This window comes from Rhodococcus sp. SORGH_AS_0303 (assembly GCF_030819335.1).
In the GTDB taxonomy this organism is placed as follows: domain Bacteria; phylum Actinomycetota; class Actinomycetes; order Mycobacteriales; family Mycobacteriaceae; genus Rhodococcoides.
This window is the reverse complement of sequence record NZ_JAUTBO010000001.1, coordinates 367,869-383,413: the sequence shown is the minus strand read 5'-3', so window position 1 is coordinate 383,413 and position 15,545 is coordinate 367,869. Positions and strand designations below refer to the sequence as shown.

The 15,545-nt window shown below is 67.8% G+C and carries 15 protein-coding genes; 7 read left to right on the top strand and 8 right to left on the bottom strand.

Annotation, left to right across the window (positions count from 1 at the left end; genetic code table 11):
- Positions 1–23: 23 nt before the first annotated feature.
- A complete protein-coding gene (locus QE449_RS01805) occupies positions 24–527 on the bottom strand; it encodes a GNAT family N-acetyltransferase (RefSeq protein ID WP_307108083.1) in 504 nt (167 codons plus the stop codon).
- Between the two features lie 18 nt (positions 528–545).
- Positions 546–1,535, bottom strand: coding sequence for a malate dehydrogenase (locus QE449_RS01800; protein WP_222649946.1), 990 nt, complete (start codon positions 1,533–1,535; stop codon positions 546–548).
- A gap of 188 nt (positions 1,536–1,723) precedes the next feature.
- Between QE449_RS01800 and QE449_RS01795 the strand changes: the two genes are divergently transcribed.
- Entirely contained in the window at positions 1,724–2,422 is a 699-nt protein-coding gene (locus QE449_RS01795; protein WP_307108082.1) for a FadR/GntR family transcriptional regulator, read from the top strand.
- A 286-nt stretch (positions 2,423–2,708) separates the two neighbouring features.
- Positions 2,709–4,142: a stealth family protein gene (locus QE449_RS01790; RefSeq protein WP_373428358.1), complete on the top strand. Its 1,434-nt coding sequence runs from the start codon at positions 2,709–2,711 to the stop codon at positions 4,140–4,142.
- A 35-nt stretch (positions 4,143–4,177) separates the two neighbouring features.
- Here the strand turns inward: QE449_RS01790 and QE449_RS01785 are convergent, their stop codons facing one another.
- Entirely contained in the window at positions 4,178–5,101 is a 924-nt protein-coding gene (locus tag QE449_RS01785) for a phosphodiesterase (RefSeq protein ID WP_307108081.1), read from the bottom strand.
- Positions 5,102–5,249: 148 nt separating this feature from the next.
- Here QE449_RS01785 and QE449_RS01780 point away from each other — a divergent pair, with 148 nt between their 5' ends.
- Positions 5,250–5,459, top strand: coding sequence for a heavy-metal-associated domain-containing protein (locus QE449_RS01780; protein ID WP_285186575.1), 210 nt, complete (start codon positions 5,250–5,252; stop codon positions 5,457–5,459).
- Positions 5,456–7,690, top strand: coding sequence for a cation-translocating P-type ATPase (locus QE449_RS01775; RefSeq protein WP_307108080.1), 2,235 nt, complete (start codon positions 5,456–5,458; stop codon positions 7,688–7,690). Before QE449_RS01780 ends, QE449_RS01775 begins: the two co-directional genes overlap by 4 nt.
- Before the next feature lies 1 nt (position 7,691).
- On the opposite strand, the gene QE449_RS01770 is transcribed toward QE449_RS01775, so the two are convergent.
- The gene (locus tag QE449_RS01770) at positions 7,692–8,102 is read right to left on the bottom strand and encodes a DoxX family protein (RefSeq protein WP_307108079.1); all 411 of its coding nucleotides are present in this window, start codon (positions 8,100–8,102) and stop codon (positions 7,692–7,694) included.
- Between the two features lie 91 nt (positions 8,103–8,193).
- Here QE449_RS01770 and QE449_RS01765 point away from each other — a divergent pair, with 91 nt between their 5' ends.
- Entirely contained in the window at positions 8,194–9,174 is a 981-nt protein-coding gene (locus QE449_RS01765; protein ID WP_056441007.1) for a sigma-70 family RNA polymerase sigma factor, read from the top strand.
- A 21-nt stretch (positions 9,175–9,195) separates the two neighbouring features.
- Here the strand turns inward: QE449_RS01765 and QE449_RS01760 are convergent, their stop codons facing one another.
- On the bottom strand, positions 9,196–9,621 hold the full coding sequence (locus tag QE449_RS01760; RefSeq protein WP_027506052.1) for a VOC family protein: 426 nt from the start codon (positions 9,619–9,621) through the stop codon (positions 9,196–9,198).
- Between the two features lie 107 nt (positions 9,622–9,728).
- Positions 9,729–10,721 carry an LLM class flavin-dependent oxidoreductase gene (locus QE449_RS01755; RefSeq protein WP_307108078.1) on the bottom strand — a complete coding sequence of 331 codons (993 nt, stop codon included), beginning with the start codon at positions 10,719–10,721 and terminating at the stop codon, positions 9,729–9,731.
- A 292-nt stretch (positions 10,722–11,013) separates the two neighbouring features.
- Here QE449_RS01755 and QE449_RS01750 point away from each other — a divergent pair, with 292 nt between their 5' ends.
- On the top strand, positions 11,014–11,382 hold the full coding sequence (locus QE449_RS01750; RefSeq protein WP_222632680.1) for an Lsr2 family protein: 369 nt from the start codon (positions 11,014–11,016) through the stop codon (positions 11,380–11,382).
- A gap of 19 nt (positions 11,383–11,401) precedes the next feature.
- Here QE449_RS01750 and QE449_RS01745 read toward each other — a convergent pair whose 3' ends face one another.
- Positions 11,402–12,640, bottom strand: coding sequence for an APC family permease (locus QE449_RS01745; protein WP_307108077.1), 1,239 nt, complete (start codon positions 12,638–12,640; stop codon positions 11,402–11,404).
- Positions 12,641–12,787: 147 nt separating this feature from the next.
- On the opposite strand from QE449_RS01745, the gene QE449_RS01740 reads away from it, so the two are divergent.
- Positions 12,788–14,407: an AMP-binding protein gene (locus QE449_RS01740; RefSeq protein WP_307108076.1), complete on the top strand. Its 1,620-nt coding sequence runs from the start codon at positions 12,788–12,790 to the stop codon at positions 14,405–14,407.
- Between the two features lie 34 nt (positions 14,408–14,441).
- Here the strand turns inward: QE449_RS01740 and QE449_RS01735 are convergent, their stop codons facing one another.
- A complete protein-coding gene (locus QE449_RS01735) occupies positions 14,442–15,482 on the bottom strand; it encodes a type III polyketide synthase (protein ID WP_307108075.1) in 1,041 nt (346 codons plus the stop codon).
- Positions 15,483–15,545 lie beyond the last annotated feature (63 nt).

The following is a 15,545-nucleotide window of genomic DNA, read 5'->3' as shown; positions in this document are numbered from 1 at the left end:
CGCGAACGCCGTGTGACACGCCGCTACGGGCGGTGCAAGGAGCGCGAATACTTCACGCACGGGTGACCGTTCCGCTCGACGTGTGCGTCCAGCCGCAGCCCGACCTTGTCCATCACGCGGCGCGAGGCAGCGTTGTCGAGCCGCGTGTACGCGACGACGCGCTCGGCAGGGACCTGGTGCACCACCGCAGACTGCACCAGGTGGGACGCGACGGCAGTCGCCAGACCGCGACCCCAGTGCGTCGGGACCAGGGTGTACGCCAGTTCGATGTCATCACCGTCGCGCTTGATCCCCGCACGCCCGGCGAGTCGGTCTCCATCGAACAGCAGGTACATGCCGACACCGTGGTCGGCCCAGTGCTCGACCGCGATTCGGAGGTAGTCGATGCTCTCGTCGAGGTCTCGCACTCCACCGATCGGCGCCATCGTCGCCGAGTCGGTGTGCATCGAGTGGACGAACGACAGATCGTCGGCGGTGATGCGTCGCGCGGTCAGACCCGCCCGGACCCACCTGTCGGGCATCGCCATGGCTGTCGAACCCTGGCGTCAGTTCGGCAGCATCCCGAGTCTCGTGACAGCCTCGCGCTCGGCCTGCAGTTCCGCGACGGAGGCGTCGATACGGCGCCGGGAGAACTCGCCGATCTCGAGGCCCTCCACGATCTGCCAGGCGCCGCCGGAGGACCGCACGGGGAACGAGGACACCAGTCCCTCGGGCACGCCGTACGCGCCCGTCGACGGGAGTGCGACGGACGTCCAGTCGGCGGCGGGAGTGCCCAGGACCCAGTCGCGCACATGATCGATGGTGGCGTTCGCCGCGGAGGCAGCGGACGACGCACCGCGCGCCTCGATGATCGCGGTACCGCGGCGCGCCACCGTCGGCACGAAGACGTCCTCGAGCCAGGTGGTGTCCGCGGCGAACTCGGCGCCCGACCGGTCACCGACTCGCGCGTGGAAGATGTCCGGGTACTGCGTGGCGGAATGGTTGCCCCAGATGCTGACCCGCGAGATCTCACCCACCGGGACGTCCGCACGAGCGGACAGTTGCGCGACGGCGCGGTTGTGATCGAGCCGGGTCAGCGCGGTGAACCGATCGGCGGGGATGCTTGGTGCGTGCGCCGCGGCGATGGCCGCGTTGGTGTTGGCGGGATTGCCCACGACGACCACCCGGATGTCGGACGCGGCGCCCGCCTCGAGAGCGGCGCCCTGCGGCCCGAAGATCGACCCGTTGGCCTCGAGCAGGTCGGCGCGCTCCATCCCCGCGGTACGAGGGCGAGCGCCGATCAGCAGCGCGACGTTCGCGCCGTCGAAGGCGTCGACCGGATCGTCGTGGATCTCCACCGACCGCAGCAGGGGGAACGCACTGTCGTGCAGTTCCATGGCCGTGCCCTCGGCTGCGCGCAGTGCCGGCGGGATCTCGAGAAGCCGCAATGTGACGGACGTGTCCGGACCGAGCATCGCACCCGATGCGATGCGGAACAGTGCCGCGTAGCCGATGCTGCCGGCCGCGCCTGTGACGGTGACGATGCTGTGCGCCATGTGAACTCCTTCGTTCCCCTCGACCGTAGATCCGGCAGTCGACCGAGTGCACGGACGTGTGTCGGACTGCACCCGATCACCGTTCCATCGGGCTCTCTCTCGCTCTCTAGCGCTGAGACTAGAACCGCGAATATCGTCCTGTGCACGTCCGATTTGCCTGACCACCATTCCTCGTTCACAGTGACGCCATGACCCTGTCGGACAGTTGGGCCAGCAAACAGGCCACAGTGACGCGCGTGGGGGCGGCCGAGGCCGTCCTGCGCGAGCTGCGTTCGGCGATCGAGAGCGGCGAACTCGAGGTCGGCACCAAGCTCCCGCCCGAGGCCGCTCTCGCGACGCGCTTCGGCGTGAGCCGGTCGGTGGTTCGCGAGGCACTGCGCTCGACCACGGCTCTCGGACTGACGGAGACGCACACCGGCAAGGGAACGTTCGTCCTGGCGAAGACCGTCGAGACCGACAGAGTCTTCGGCAACCATTCCGTCGATTCCCTGCGCGAGGCCCGCCCGCACATCGAGATTCCTGCCGCCGCACTCGCTGCCGAACGGCGGACGCCGGAGCAGATGGACGCGATCCGCAGCCTGTTGAATCGGATGATCGCCGAGAACGATCCCAAGGAGTGGGTCCGTCTCGACGCGGAGTTCCATCTGCTCATCGCGACCGCGAGCGGCAACGACGTCTTCGCCGCCGTCATCACCGAGATCCGCGAGGCCCTGTCGCAGCAGTCCGAGATGGTGAACCTGCTGCCCGACCGTCGGCACCGGTCCAACGTCGAGCACGAGAGCATCGTCGACGCCATCGACTCGGGGTCCGGCGAGGCCGCGTCCGAGGCGATGAGCCGACACCTGACGCACGTGCAGGACGCACTCGGCCAGCTTCGCGGCCGATGACTCCCGTGGTCCGGACCCACCCTCGGCATCACTTAGAATGAGCAGGTCACAGCGCCGCACAGGCTCGCCCACCAGCACGTCGGGAAGGTCCACCATCACACAGCCGCCAGCCCTGCAGAACGTCGAGACGCCCGATGTCTACCTCGTCCCGCCCGACAGCGGCGAGATCGAACGGGCGCGCGTCGCGTCCGCGGCGTCCCGACATCGGTTGACCGAGCGCTCCGACATCGTGTGGGTCAAGGACAAGTTCGCACTGTCCATCACCACCACGACGCCCCACGAGGCGATGGTGGAGGACCTCCTGTTCGTCCGCGATGTGCTGGACGCGACCGCGATCGAGTACCTGCTCGTCCGCGGCAACGACGAGCGGCCCGTCATCGCCATCGACAGGCACGACAGGCCGACGTTGCGCGATGCGCTGGTCGCGGCCTGCGCGGACGAGCCGTTCTACTCCAAGCCGATGGACGTCAAGGGATCCCCGGCCCTGCTCATCGCGGACGGACTCCTGGCGTCGGCCACGCAGGCGCGGATCTTCCGGTTGTTCCGCCCTCGTGCGCACCGCCCGAGCGGGCTCTTCTACGGATCCGGCAAGGGCATCCAGATCGAACTGTGGGAGTTCTCGGACGACACGATCGTTCTCCCCGTCGAGAACTCGCTGACCCGACGCACCATCCGTCAGGACGAGGCGGTGCGTGGCACGGTCGAGCGCTTCGGCCGACACTGGCCGACCATCGAGAACATGTTCGCCGACCACGCGTCGGACATCGACTTCGACATCGACCTGATCTTCTCCTGGGTCGACGGCACCGACGTGGAGTGGCAGGCGGAACGCGCGGCGATGCTGCGTGAGGTCGTCGTGGGCGAGGGCGACGATCACGAGGCCCGCTTCCGCCAGATCGACGAACTCAAGTACGCCCTGCGCTCGGTACACCTGTACGCGCCGTGGATCCGGCGCATCTTCGTCGTCACCGACTCACCGAAGCCGCGGTGGCTCGACGATCATCCCGACGTCACGTTCGTGCGCAGCGAGGAGTTCTTCACCGACACCTCCGTGCTGCCCACCTACAACTCGCAGGCCGTGGAATGCCAGCTCCACCACATCGACGGTCTCGCCGAGCACTTCCTGTACTCGAACGACGACATGTTCTTCGGCCGCCCGGTCGGTCCCCAGATGTTCTTCTCACCCGGCGGCATCAGCATGTTCGTCGAGGCGGGAACCCGGATCGGACTGGGCGCCAACGACGAGCAGCGCAGCGGATTCGAGAACGCCGCGCGGGTCAACCGTCGCCTGCTTCACGACCGATTCGGTCGCATCACCACGCGCCACCTCGAGCACGCTCCCGTGCCGCTCCGGCGCAGTGTGATGTTCGAGCTCGAGAAGGAGTTCCCCGACGAGTTCGCGGCCACGGCCGCCAGTCGATTCCGCGCGAGCTCCAACATCTCGGTGACCAACTCGCTGTACCACTACTACGCCCTGCTGACCGGCCGCGCCGTGGTGCAGACGCAGGCCTCGGTCAAGTACGTCGACACGACGATGCGCAGTGGACTGCGGGACATGGACCGCCTGCTCGCGAAGCGGTCGATGGACTTCTTCTGCCTCAACGACGGCAGCTTCCCCGAGATCGACGCCGACGAGCGCGCAGCGGCGGTGACGACGTTCCTGAGCACCTACTTCCCGGTGCCGGCGCCCTGGGAACACGCCGTCACACCGGTCGGCTGATCGCCACAGCTACGACTGCCGGCTGATCGCCACAGCTACGACTGCCGGCTGATCGCCTTCTGGGGAGCGTCGGCGATGACGACGCCGTCATCGTGCAGGCGCTGGGCGGCCTCGTCGGCCGACACGTAGGTGCCGACGGTGTCGCCCGTCCCGATGGGCACCACCGAGTGGACCACCGTGTCCTGGTACAGATGCACCAGGTTGTAGGCCTGCGCCCCGTCGCGCCCGCGTTGCGCACCCACCGGGACGTTGAGGTCCTGGGTGTAGCAGGTGGCCGACGCCACCGACACCGGGATTCCGGCGAAGGTCGCGGACGTGGAGTAGTGCAGGTGGCCCGCGAGGATCGCCCGCACGTCGCTGCCCGCGAGCACCTCCGCGAGCGAGTCCTGGTCGCGGAGTTCCACCAACACCGCGAGATCTTGCACGCAGGGAACCGGCGGATGGTGCAGCGCGAGCACTGTGCCGTCCGGCGCCGGCATCGCCAGTTCTGCTGCGAGCCATCGCAACTGTTCCTCGGAGATCTGGCCGTAGTGGTGGCCGGGGACGGTCGAGTCCAACGTGATGACTCGCAGTCCACCGATGTCGTAGACCCTGTCCACGGGCTCGGTCGAGCCGCGCTCGTCGAGCAGGCCGCGACGGAACGCCGCTCGGTCGTCGTGGTTGCCCATCGCCCAGATCACCTCGGACCCCAGGGCTGCGGCAACCGGATCGACCAGTGCGCGCAACGAGTCGTACGCGTCGGGCTCGCCCTTGTCCGCGAGATCACCCGTGAACACCAGAGCCTCCGGCCGGGCACCCGTCGCCTCGAGCTCCGCGAAGATCTGGCGAAGACGCGCCTCGCTGTCGACCGCGTCGTACAACTCGCCCGCGCCGACCAGGTGCGTGTCACTGATGTGCAGGAGGAAATGGTCCGGCCGTGGATGCTCGGCGGTGCGCCAGGTCTGCTCGACTGGCTCCATGAGTTCTCGCTTCCCAGTGCTCCCGGATCGGAGCTCGGTCACCCTGTGTGTACCGGGCTCGTCCACCCTAACCACAGGAGGTGTCGAGCCGCCGAACGCCGGGCGACACGGGGTTGACGGCATACCGTAGGGGGGTATGGTAGTTCTCATGACCACGAAGACTGTCACCGTCGTCGGAATGACCTGCCAGCACTGCGTCGCAGCAGTGACGGAGGAGGTGAGCGCCCTGCAGGGAGTCACCTCGGTCCACGTCGACCTCGAGTCGGGACGCGTCGATGTCGAGTCCGACACACCCGTCGACGACGCTGCCCTCGCAGCCGCGGTGGACGAGGCCGGGTACGAGCTGGCTCAGCCGTGACCACCGGGGAGAAGGCCGCGAACATCCAGCTCGACATCGGCGGCATGACCTGTGCGTCGTGCGCCAACCGCATCGAGAAGAAGCTCAACCGCCTCGACGGTGTGACCGCGACGGTCAACTACGCCACCGAGAAGGCGAGCATCGCCACGGACGCGACCGTCGAGACCGGGGACCTCATCGGCACCGTCGAGAAGGCCGGCTACACCGCGACCGTGCACGAACCCCACCGACCGTCCGGCCCTCCCGCAGCCGAGTCCGATGTCGCCGCAGCCGAGTCCGATCCCCTGCGCACGCGTCTGCTCGTGTCGACGCTGCTGTCCGTTCCCGTCATCGCGATGGCGATGATCCCGCCGCTGCAGTTCGACAACTGGCAGTGGCTCTCGCTCACCCTCGCCGCGCCCGTCGTCGTGTGGGGCGGGCTGCCGTTCCACCGCGCCGCCGTCACCACCGCGCGGCACGGCGCGACCACCATGGACACGCTCGTGTCGGTGGGCACTCTGGCCGCCTTCGGCTGGTCGCTGTACGCGCTCTTCTTCGGCCACGCGGGCATGCCCGGCATGCGCCACGCCTTCGAGTTCACCGTCTCGCGTGGCGACGGCAGCGCGAACATCTATCTCGAGGCGGCGGCCGGCGTCACGACGTTCCTGCTCGCCGGTCGGTATCTGGAAGCGCGGTCCAAGCGCAGCGCAGGCGCCGCTCTGCGTGCGTTGCTCGAGGTCGGCTCCAGGAACGCGACCGTGCTGCGCAACGGCAGTGAGGTCAGCGTGCCCGCCGACGAGCTCGTGGTCGGAGACCGCATCGTCGTCCGACCGGGCGAGAAGATCGCCGCCGACGGCACCGTCGAGAGCGGCACGTCCGCCGTCGACGCCTCGATGATCTCCGGTGAGTCCATCCCCGTGGAGGTCGGTCCGGGCGCCACGGTCACGGGCGGGACCGTCAACGTGGGTGGCGCGCTCACCGTCGTCGCCGACCGCGTGGGCGCGGACACGCAGCTCGCGCGCATGGCCCGCATCGTGGAGGACGCGCAGAACGGCAAGGCCGAGGCGCAGCGCCTGGCCGACCGCATCTCGGGCGTCTTCGTCCCCGTCGTGATCGGTCTCGCCCTGGCCACCCTGCTGGGCTGGGTCCTCGTCAGCGGCAGCTGGTCCGCCGCGTTCACCGCATCCGTCGCGGTCCTCATCATCGCGTGCCCGTGCGCGCTGGGCCTGGCCACTCCGACAGCCCTGATGGTGGGCACCGGACGCGGCGCCCAACTCGGCGTCCTCATCAAGGGACCCGAGGTGCTCGAGCGCACCCGCCGCGTGAACACCATCGTGCTGGACAAGACGGGCACCATCACCAGCGGTGTCATGAGCGTGCAGTCCGTCGTGGGAGACGCTCGCGACGACGCGCTGCGGTTCGCCGCGGCGGCGGAGTCCGGTTCCGAGCACCCGGTCGCCCGCGCGATCGTCGACGCGTACCGGACCGCGCACGGAGAGCCCGTCGCCGCCACCGACTTCACCACCACGGCGGGACGCGGTGTCACCGCGACGGTCGACGGCCACCGCGTGGTCGTCGGACGCCCCGGCCTGGTGGGCGGCGCACTGCCCAGCGCTCTGCAGACGGCCTTCGAGGACGCCGAGGCCACCGGGGCCACCGCGGTGGTCGTCGGGTGGGACGACGAGGCCCGCGCCGTCATCGCGGTCTCCGACACCGTGAAGGAGACGTCCGCGCAGGCGGTCTCGGAGCTCCGCGCACTGGGTCTCGACCCGATCATGCTCACCGGTGACAACGAGTCCGCAGCCCGCACGGTGGCCGCCTCGGTCGGTATCGACACCGTCATCGCCGGTGTGCTGCCGGAGCAGAAGGTGGACGCGATCCGCGAGCTGCAGGCGTCGGGCAAGGTCGTCGCCATGGTCGGTGACGGCGTCAACGATGCTGCGGCACTGGCTACGTCGGACCTCGGACTCTCGATGGGCACGGGCACCGACGTCGCGATCGAGGCCGGCGACCTCACGCTGGTGCGGGGAGATCTGCGCGTCGCGGTCGACGCGGTGCGCCTCTCGCGCGCAACCCTCCGCACCATCAAGGTCAATCTCTTCTGGGCCTTCGCCTACAACGTCGCGGCGATCCCGCTCGCGGCCGCCGGACTGCTCAACCCCATGCTGGCCGGTGCCGCGATGGCGCTGTCGTCGGTCTTCGTCGTCACCAACAGCCTGCGGCTCCGATCCTTCCGGTCCTCGGTGGTGTGACTCAGCCTGCGAGCAAGGCTCGGACTCGGCCGTCACGCAGCCAGAGTCCGAGCCACGCGGCGATGCCGACGTAGATCGCGAAGAACACCGTGCTGACGAGTGGCTGGTCGGTGCGCCAGTTCGTGATCACCGCTCCACCGAGGTAGGCGGTCAACAGGACGGCACCCAGCGGCGCGGTCCGCGGAATCACGTACAGGGTCACGATCACGAGGCAGACGACGCCGATCTTCGGGGCCATGTCGACGGGGAGTCCGAGTTCGGCGGACGCGTCCCTTACGACGTCCAGGTTCAGCAGATGGATCACGGCGTCGAACAGCATGAAGACGACCACCAGCGCGCTGACGATCCATCCTGCTCGAACGGCTCCGCGGGACGGTGCGGTGGTGGTGGCGCGGGTGAGGTGTGTGGTCATGTGACTGTCGACCGCGTACGCCACGGAAACTCATCACGAAGCCCCGAAATTTTCCTCGGCGAGTCGTCCATGCGAGGACTATCCTCCTCGCATGACTGCGACGCAGGAGCTCGGCAACGACTTCATGACTCTCGCGGAACCGTACCGCCGCGAGCTCCTCGCGCACTGTTACCGCATGACCGGATCAATCCACGACGCGGAGGATCTGGTGCAGGACACCCTGGTCCGAGGGTGGAAGGGGTACGCGAACTTCAAGGGCGACTCGTCGCTGCGCACGTGGCTCTACCGCATCGCCACGAACACCTGTCTCACCTCGCTCGAGGGCCGCAAGCGCCGACCGATGCCGTCGGGGCTGGGTACGCCGTCGTCCGATCCGTCGGACGAGCTGGTCGAGCGCCACGAGATCGCGTGGCTCGAGCCGGCGCCGCCGTTCGGCGATCCGGTGGACGACGACCCGGCATCGCTGATCGGCTCGCGTGAATCGGTGCGGCTCGCGTTCGTGGCCGCGTTGCAGCATCTGTCCGCCCGGCAGCGAGCCGTCCTCGTACTCCGAGAGGTGCTGCAGTGGAAGGCGTCCGAGGTGGCCGAACTGCTCGGCACCTCCACTGCTGCAGTCAACAGCCTGCTGCAACGTGCGCGCGGCCAGATCGAGGCGATCATGCCCGACGAGAACTCCGTGTCCGAGCCGGAGTCACCGGAGACGCGAGAGTTGTTGCGACGCTACGTCGAGGGATTCGAGACGTACGACATCGACGGCATCGTGAAACTCTTCGCCGCAGAGGCGGTCTGGGAGATGCCGCCGTTCACCGGGTGGTACCGCGGCCCGGCCGACATCGGCGCCCTCATCTCGACGAAGTGCCCCGCGACCGGCCCCGAGTCGATGCGGATGATGGCGACCACCGCCAACGGGCAGCCGGCCTTCGGCCTCTACATGCTCGGAGAGGACGGGGTACACCGTCCGTTCCAGCTGCACGTCCTCGAGATCATCGACGCCCGCGTCGCGCATGTGGCGTGCTTCTTCGATCTCACGCTGTTCGATCGGTTCGGCCTGCCACCGGTGTACCCGGGCTGAGCCCGGGTCACCAGCCGCGGCTCACATGTCGGGAGGCGTGGCCTCGCCCGAGGCGACGGCCGGGTCCATCCAGGTCACTTCCCACACGTGACCGTCGAGGTCGCGGAACGACCGCCCGTACATGAAGCCGTGGTCCTGCGGATCCATCCAGTCACTGCCGCCCGCGGCGAGCGCCGCGTCGGCCATGGCGTCGACGGCCTCCTTGCTGTCGGCCGACACGGCCAGCAGCATCTCGCGCGAGGTGGAGAGGTCCGCGACGTCGTCGCGGATGAAATCTTTGAAGCGCGGGACGTTCAGCAGCATCACGACGGCCTGCTCGTTGACGATCAGGCACGCGGTGTTCTCGTCGCTGAAGGTGTCGTTGAAAGAGAATCCCAGCGACGTGAAGAACGCGCGGCTCGCGGCGACGTCCTGGACGAAGGTGTTGACGAAGATCATGCCGGACATGGTGTCTCCTGGTGTGGTGTCGTCGGCCCCGGCGTCAGGGCCACTCACCACTACCGACACCGCCCGGGCGGAAAAGTCATCGCGCGGGCGGTGTCGGTCGTGCGGTGTCAGGCCGCGGTGGCGTGCACGTGCTGCTCGGCGAGCAGGCGGTAGGAGAGCAGTCGCTCGTCGGTGTCGTCGATACCGCTGGCGACGATGACCTCGTCCGCTCGGGCGTGCGCGGCGAAACGATCGATGTAGTCCGAGGCCTCCGCCGGCGTTCCGACGGCCGAGTACTTCACCATTCCCTGAATCTGTCGGCCCGCGGGCGAGTCCATGATCATGTCGACCTCCTCCTCGGAGAAGGAACGGCCACGTCCCACCATCTGCACCACCCGGCGCCGCAGACCGGCCGTGAACAGCTCGTGCGCGCGAGCGGACGTCGGTGCGACCGTCGCGTTGACGGCGGCGATGACGTAGGGCTCGGCGAGCTGTGCGGACGGCTGGAACGTGTCCCGATAGACGGCTACGGCCTCCTCGAGCGAGTCGGGAGAGAAGTGCGACGCGTTGGCATACGGAAGGCCGAGATGTGCTGCGAGCTGAGCACCGAAGAGCGAGGATCCCAGAATGTAGAGCGGCACATCGGTTCCCGCGCCCGGCACTGCCTGCACTCCCGGAACCCGACTCGAACCCGACAGGTAGCCCTGGAGTTCGAGAACGTCCTGCGGGAAGGAATCGGCCGACGACGGGTCACGGCGCAGAGCACGCATGGTGGTCTGATCGGATCCCGGTGCTCTGCCGAGACCGAGATCGATACGGTCCGGATGGAGTGTGGCCAGCGTTCCGAATTGCTCGGCAATGGTCAGCGGAGAATGGTTCGGCAACATCACTCCACCCGATCCGAGACGAATGGACGAGGTGTGCGCGGCCACGTGTGCGATGAGGACCGACGTCGCCGAGGACGCGATGGAGGGCATGTTGTGGTGCTCCGCGTACCAGACTCGCCGATATCCGCTCTCCTCCGCGAGGCGGGCCAACGCGACACTGGCATCGAAACTGCTTCGAGGAGTTTCACCCTCGCCGACCTGTGCGAGATCGAGTACGGACAGTGGTACGGCCACGTGCGTTCACCCTTTCGAGAAAAAGAAGACTTCTCAGATGCGAACGCCCGCCCGGCGGAGAATATTTCCCGAGCCGCGTGACCTCGAACGACCGAACCGTGCGGTATCGAAGGACCGGCACGAGTACACGACATCGAACCGGAATTGGCGGTGACTCGCTAATCGGGCTTCGAGATGGATAAACTCTGGCGGAAGAACCGCGATGGTGGTCGGACCCACGAGTCGACGACGGCTCGATGAATCCATGTCCGGTTCGGTCGGGGAACTCATCATCGAAAGGAACCACAGCGTCATGGCGAAACAGGTCTTCGTGGAATTGGTCGACGATATCGACGGCGCACCCATCAAATCGGGTAAAGGGGAGACCATCGGTTTCTCGGTCGACGGTGTGGAGTACGAGATCGACCTCGGTGTGAAGAATGCCAAGGAGTTCCGCAAGCAACTCGATTACTGGGCCGAGCACGCCACGAAGGTGTCGTCACGTGGCAAGAAGGCCACGGCGAAGAAGGCGACCGGAACGGCGACGCAGGTCGGCTCGTCTCCGCGAGATCCTCTGCAGACCAAAGCCATTCGCGAGTGGGCGAATCAGAACGGGTACACGGTCTCGAGCCGCGGACGTATTCCGGCCGAGGTCGAAGAGGCGTACAACTCCGCCCAGTGACGTCAGGGCAGTAGTGATGTCATGACCGCAGTGCGCGCCGGCGCTGCAGCATCCACCGTCCGGCCGACCCTGCCGACAGAACCCCGATTCCGACCACCACCGCCGCCGCGGGCAGTGTGACCGCCAGCAGGACGCAGCCGCAGAGCCCGAGCATCTGCAGTGCCCGCGGCCACCGGCGATCGGAACCGGTCTGCGTGAATGCCGCGGCATTGGCCACGGCGTAATAGACGAGAACTCCGAACGACGAGAATCCGATCGCGTTCCGCACGTCGAGCGTGAGAACCACGACCACCACCACGGCGGCCACGGTGATCTCCGCGGCGCGCGGAACCGAACGGCGCTCGTCGACGTGCGCGAGGTATCGCGGCATGTCCCCTTCCCGCGCCATCGCCATCGTGGTGCGGCCGATTCCCGCGATCAGTCCCAGCAGGGCTCCGAGAGCCGCGGCCGATGCCCCGACGCGCACCACCGGGCCCGCCCAGTGTGCCCCGACCGCGTCCATTGCCGCGGCCACCGGAGCCGTCGAGCGCGCGAGTGCGTCCGCCCCGAGAACGTGCAGCAGCATCACTGCGACGGCCGCGTAGATCACGATCGCGCACGCGAGGGCGCCGACCACGGCGCGCGGGATGGTGCGCGCCGGGTCCCGCACCTCCTCTCCGAGCGTCGCGATGCGCGCGTACCCAGCGAAGGCGAAGAACAGGATCCCCGCGGACTGCAGAACGCCCACCGGACCCGAGGTCGCCGAGAACCCGGCGCCCGTCACGGTGGACGAGCCGGTCGCACCGACGATCAGTGCCGCGACGAGCACGACGAGCACCACCGCCACGAGCACGCGCGTGACCGACGCGGTGCGGGTGATGCCCAGGCAGTTGACCGCCGCCAGCGCCACCACCGCGATCACGGCGAGCGCCCGTGCGTGCTCGGGCCACGCGTACGCGCCGAACGTCAGGGCCATGGCGGAACAACTCGCGGTCTTGCCGACCACGAAGCTCCAGCCCGCCAGGAAGCCCCACCGGTCACCGAGTCGCGCTCGCCCGTAGGCGTAGGCGCCGCCGGACGTGGGGTGCACCGCGGCGAGCTGGGCAGTCGACGTCGCGTTGCAGAACGCCACGACGGCGGCGACGGCGAGCCCGACCAGCAGCCCGCCACCCGCGGACGCTGCGGCCGGGCCGAAGGCGGAGAACACCCCGGCGCCGACCATCGACCCCACGCCGATGACGACGGCGTCGCGCGTGCTCAGTCGTCGTTGCAGCGGCATCGACGAAGCATAGGGACCCCCGGTGAACGCCGATCGGAAACACCGCCACTTCGATGAATCACGATTAACCGAAATCGGGGAAACCGCAGACGGGCGGCCGTCCCATGGATTAGCGTCGCGGAAGTACCCGAGCCTCGAGGAGCGACTTTGTCACCGCAGACTTCCTACTCGTCCGGCCCGACCGACACGCCGCTGCTCGACGAGACGATCGGACGGAACTTCGATCGCACCGCCGCGCGGGTGGGCTCGTCGGACGCTCTCGTGGACGTCGCGTCCGGTCGCCGGTGGACGTACGACGAGTTGCGATCCGACGTCGACGATCTCGCCCGCGGCCTGCTCGCGCGCGGAATCCGTCGCGGGGATCGCGTGGGGATCTGGGCACCGAACTGCCCGGAGTGGACCATCGTCCAGTACGCCACCGCGAAGATCGGCGCGGTGCTGGTGACCATCAACCCTGCCTACCGTGCGCACGAGCTGCAGTACGTGCTCGACCAGTCCGGCGCCACCATGCTGGTGGCGGTCCGGGCGCACGGCACCTCGGACTACGCGTCGATGATCGACGCCGTGCGCGGCGAGTGCACCGATCTGGCCCACGTCGTGTACCTCGGCACCGACGACTGGACCGACCTCGTCACCGATGGTGAGTCCGTCGATGTGGACGAACTCGACCGGCGCAGTGCCGAACTCGGCCCCGACGACGCCATCAACATCCAGTACACCTCCGGCACCACGGGATTCCCCAAGGGCGCGACGCTGAGCCACCGCAACATCCTGAACAACGGCTACTTCGTCGGCGAACTCTGCCATTACACCGAGGCGGACAGTGTCTGCATTCCCGTGCCGTTCTATCACTGCTTCGGGATGGTGATGGGAAACCTCGCCTGCACCTCGCACGGTTCGACCATGGTGATCCCGGGACCGTCGTTCGATCCGGCAGCGACACTGGCCGCGGTCTCCGCCGAGCGGTGCACCTCGCTCTACGGAGTTCCCACCATGTTCATCGCGGAACTGGCCGTTCCCGACCTGGCGGAGCACGATCTTCGGTCGCTGCGCACGGGCATCATGGCCGGATCACCCTGTCCCACCGAGGTGATGAAGCAGGTCATCGACGTCATGGGAATGGCGGAGGTCTCCATCTGTTACGGGATGACCGAGACGTCCCCGGTGTCACTGCAGACCCGCTCCGACGACACGATCGAGCAGCGCGTGTCCACGGTCGGACGAGTCGGACCGCATCTCGAGGTGAAGATCGTCGACCCCGTCACCGGGGAGACGGTTCCCCGCGGAGAGCCCGGTGAACTGTGCACACGGGGGTACTCCGTGATGCTCGGTTACTGGGACGACCCCGAGAAGACCGCCGAGGCACTCGATTCCGAGCACTGGATGCACACGGGCGACATCGGCACCATGGACGACGACGGCTACGTCGCCATCACCGGGCGCATCAAGGACATGGTGATCCGCGGCGGCGAGAACATCTACCCCCGTGAGATCGAGGAGTTCCTGTACTCCCACCCCGACATCCTGGACGCCCAGGTCATCGGTGTGCCCGACGACAAGTACGGCGAGGAACTGATGGCCTGCGTCCGTCTGCGTGAGGGCGCGGCGGCCATGACCGTCGACGATCTCCGGGCCTACTGCGACGGCCGCATCGCGCGATACAAGATCCCGCGCTACCTGCGCGTCATGGATGCCTTCCCCATGACCGTGACCGGCAAGATCCGCAAGATCGAACTACGCGAGGAAGCCACGCGCCTGCTGGATTGACGGAACGGCTGGGTCGATCGAACGGCTGGGGTGATCAGGCTGCGTGGAACAGCATGGTCTCGGCGGTGAGTCCGGGGCCGAACGCCATCGCGCATCCCGACCCGGTGTCACCCCGCTCGAGCATGTCCGCGAGCACGAACAGCACGGTGGCCGACGACATGTTGCCGTAGTTCTCGAGCACGCGGCGCGACGACGTCAGAGCGTCTGCGTCGAGGTGCAGCGCGCCCTCCACCGCGTCGAGGATCGAGCGACCACCGGGATGCACGGCCCACAGGTCGATCGACGACGTCTCCGCCCCCGAGAGCACCGTCTTCATCGTGGTCTCGTCCAACGCGCGTGACAACGAGCCCGGCACCTTGCCGGAGAGCACCATGTCGAACCCCATGCCGCCGATGCGCCAGGTGATGAGGTCGCGGGAGTCCTCGATCATGAGGGCCTGGAAGGAGTCCATGGCCAGACCGGTGGACTCGGCAGTGACCAGCACGGCCGCGGCGCCGTCGCCGAACACCAGGAACGACAGCATCGTCTCGAGATCGTCGGTCTGCTGCATGTGCAGCGAGCACAGTTCGACGCTGACCACGAGCACCTTCGCGGCGGGCTCGGAGCGCACGATGTGGTGGGCGAGCTTGAGACCGTTGATGCCGGCGAAGCAGCCCATGAAACCGACCTGGGTGCGCTCTGCCGTGGTGGGCACGCCGCACTGCTTCATGATCTCGAAATCGATTCCCGGAGTGTAGAACCCGGTACATGTCAGGACGATGAGATGGGTGATGCCCCCTGCCGCGTCGCCGAGGCCGAGCCCGTCGACGGCACGAACGGCGAGTCCGGGAGCGGTGCGCTCGAACTCCTGCATCCGCGCCTGCGTGTCGACGGCGTTGGGATCGTCGCCGTAGAAACTGGCGATGGACGGGAACGCGGACCACCGGTGCGAGATCTGCGCGCGATCCGCCATGCGGCGGAACAGCAATTGCTTCCGTCGCAGCGTGAACGTGCTGTCGGCGTAGGCGACGAAGTCGTCGTGGACGTCGTGCTCGGGAACGGCGGTCGAGATGGCATTGATGTATGCGGTCGTCACAGGTGCCTCTCGTGAAGGTGGGGGCTCGACAGGTCGAGTTCCCCCTGACCACCGCAGTCAACC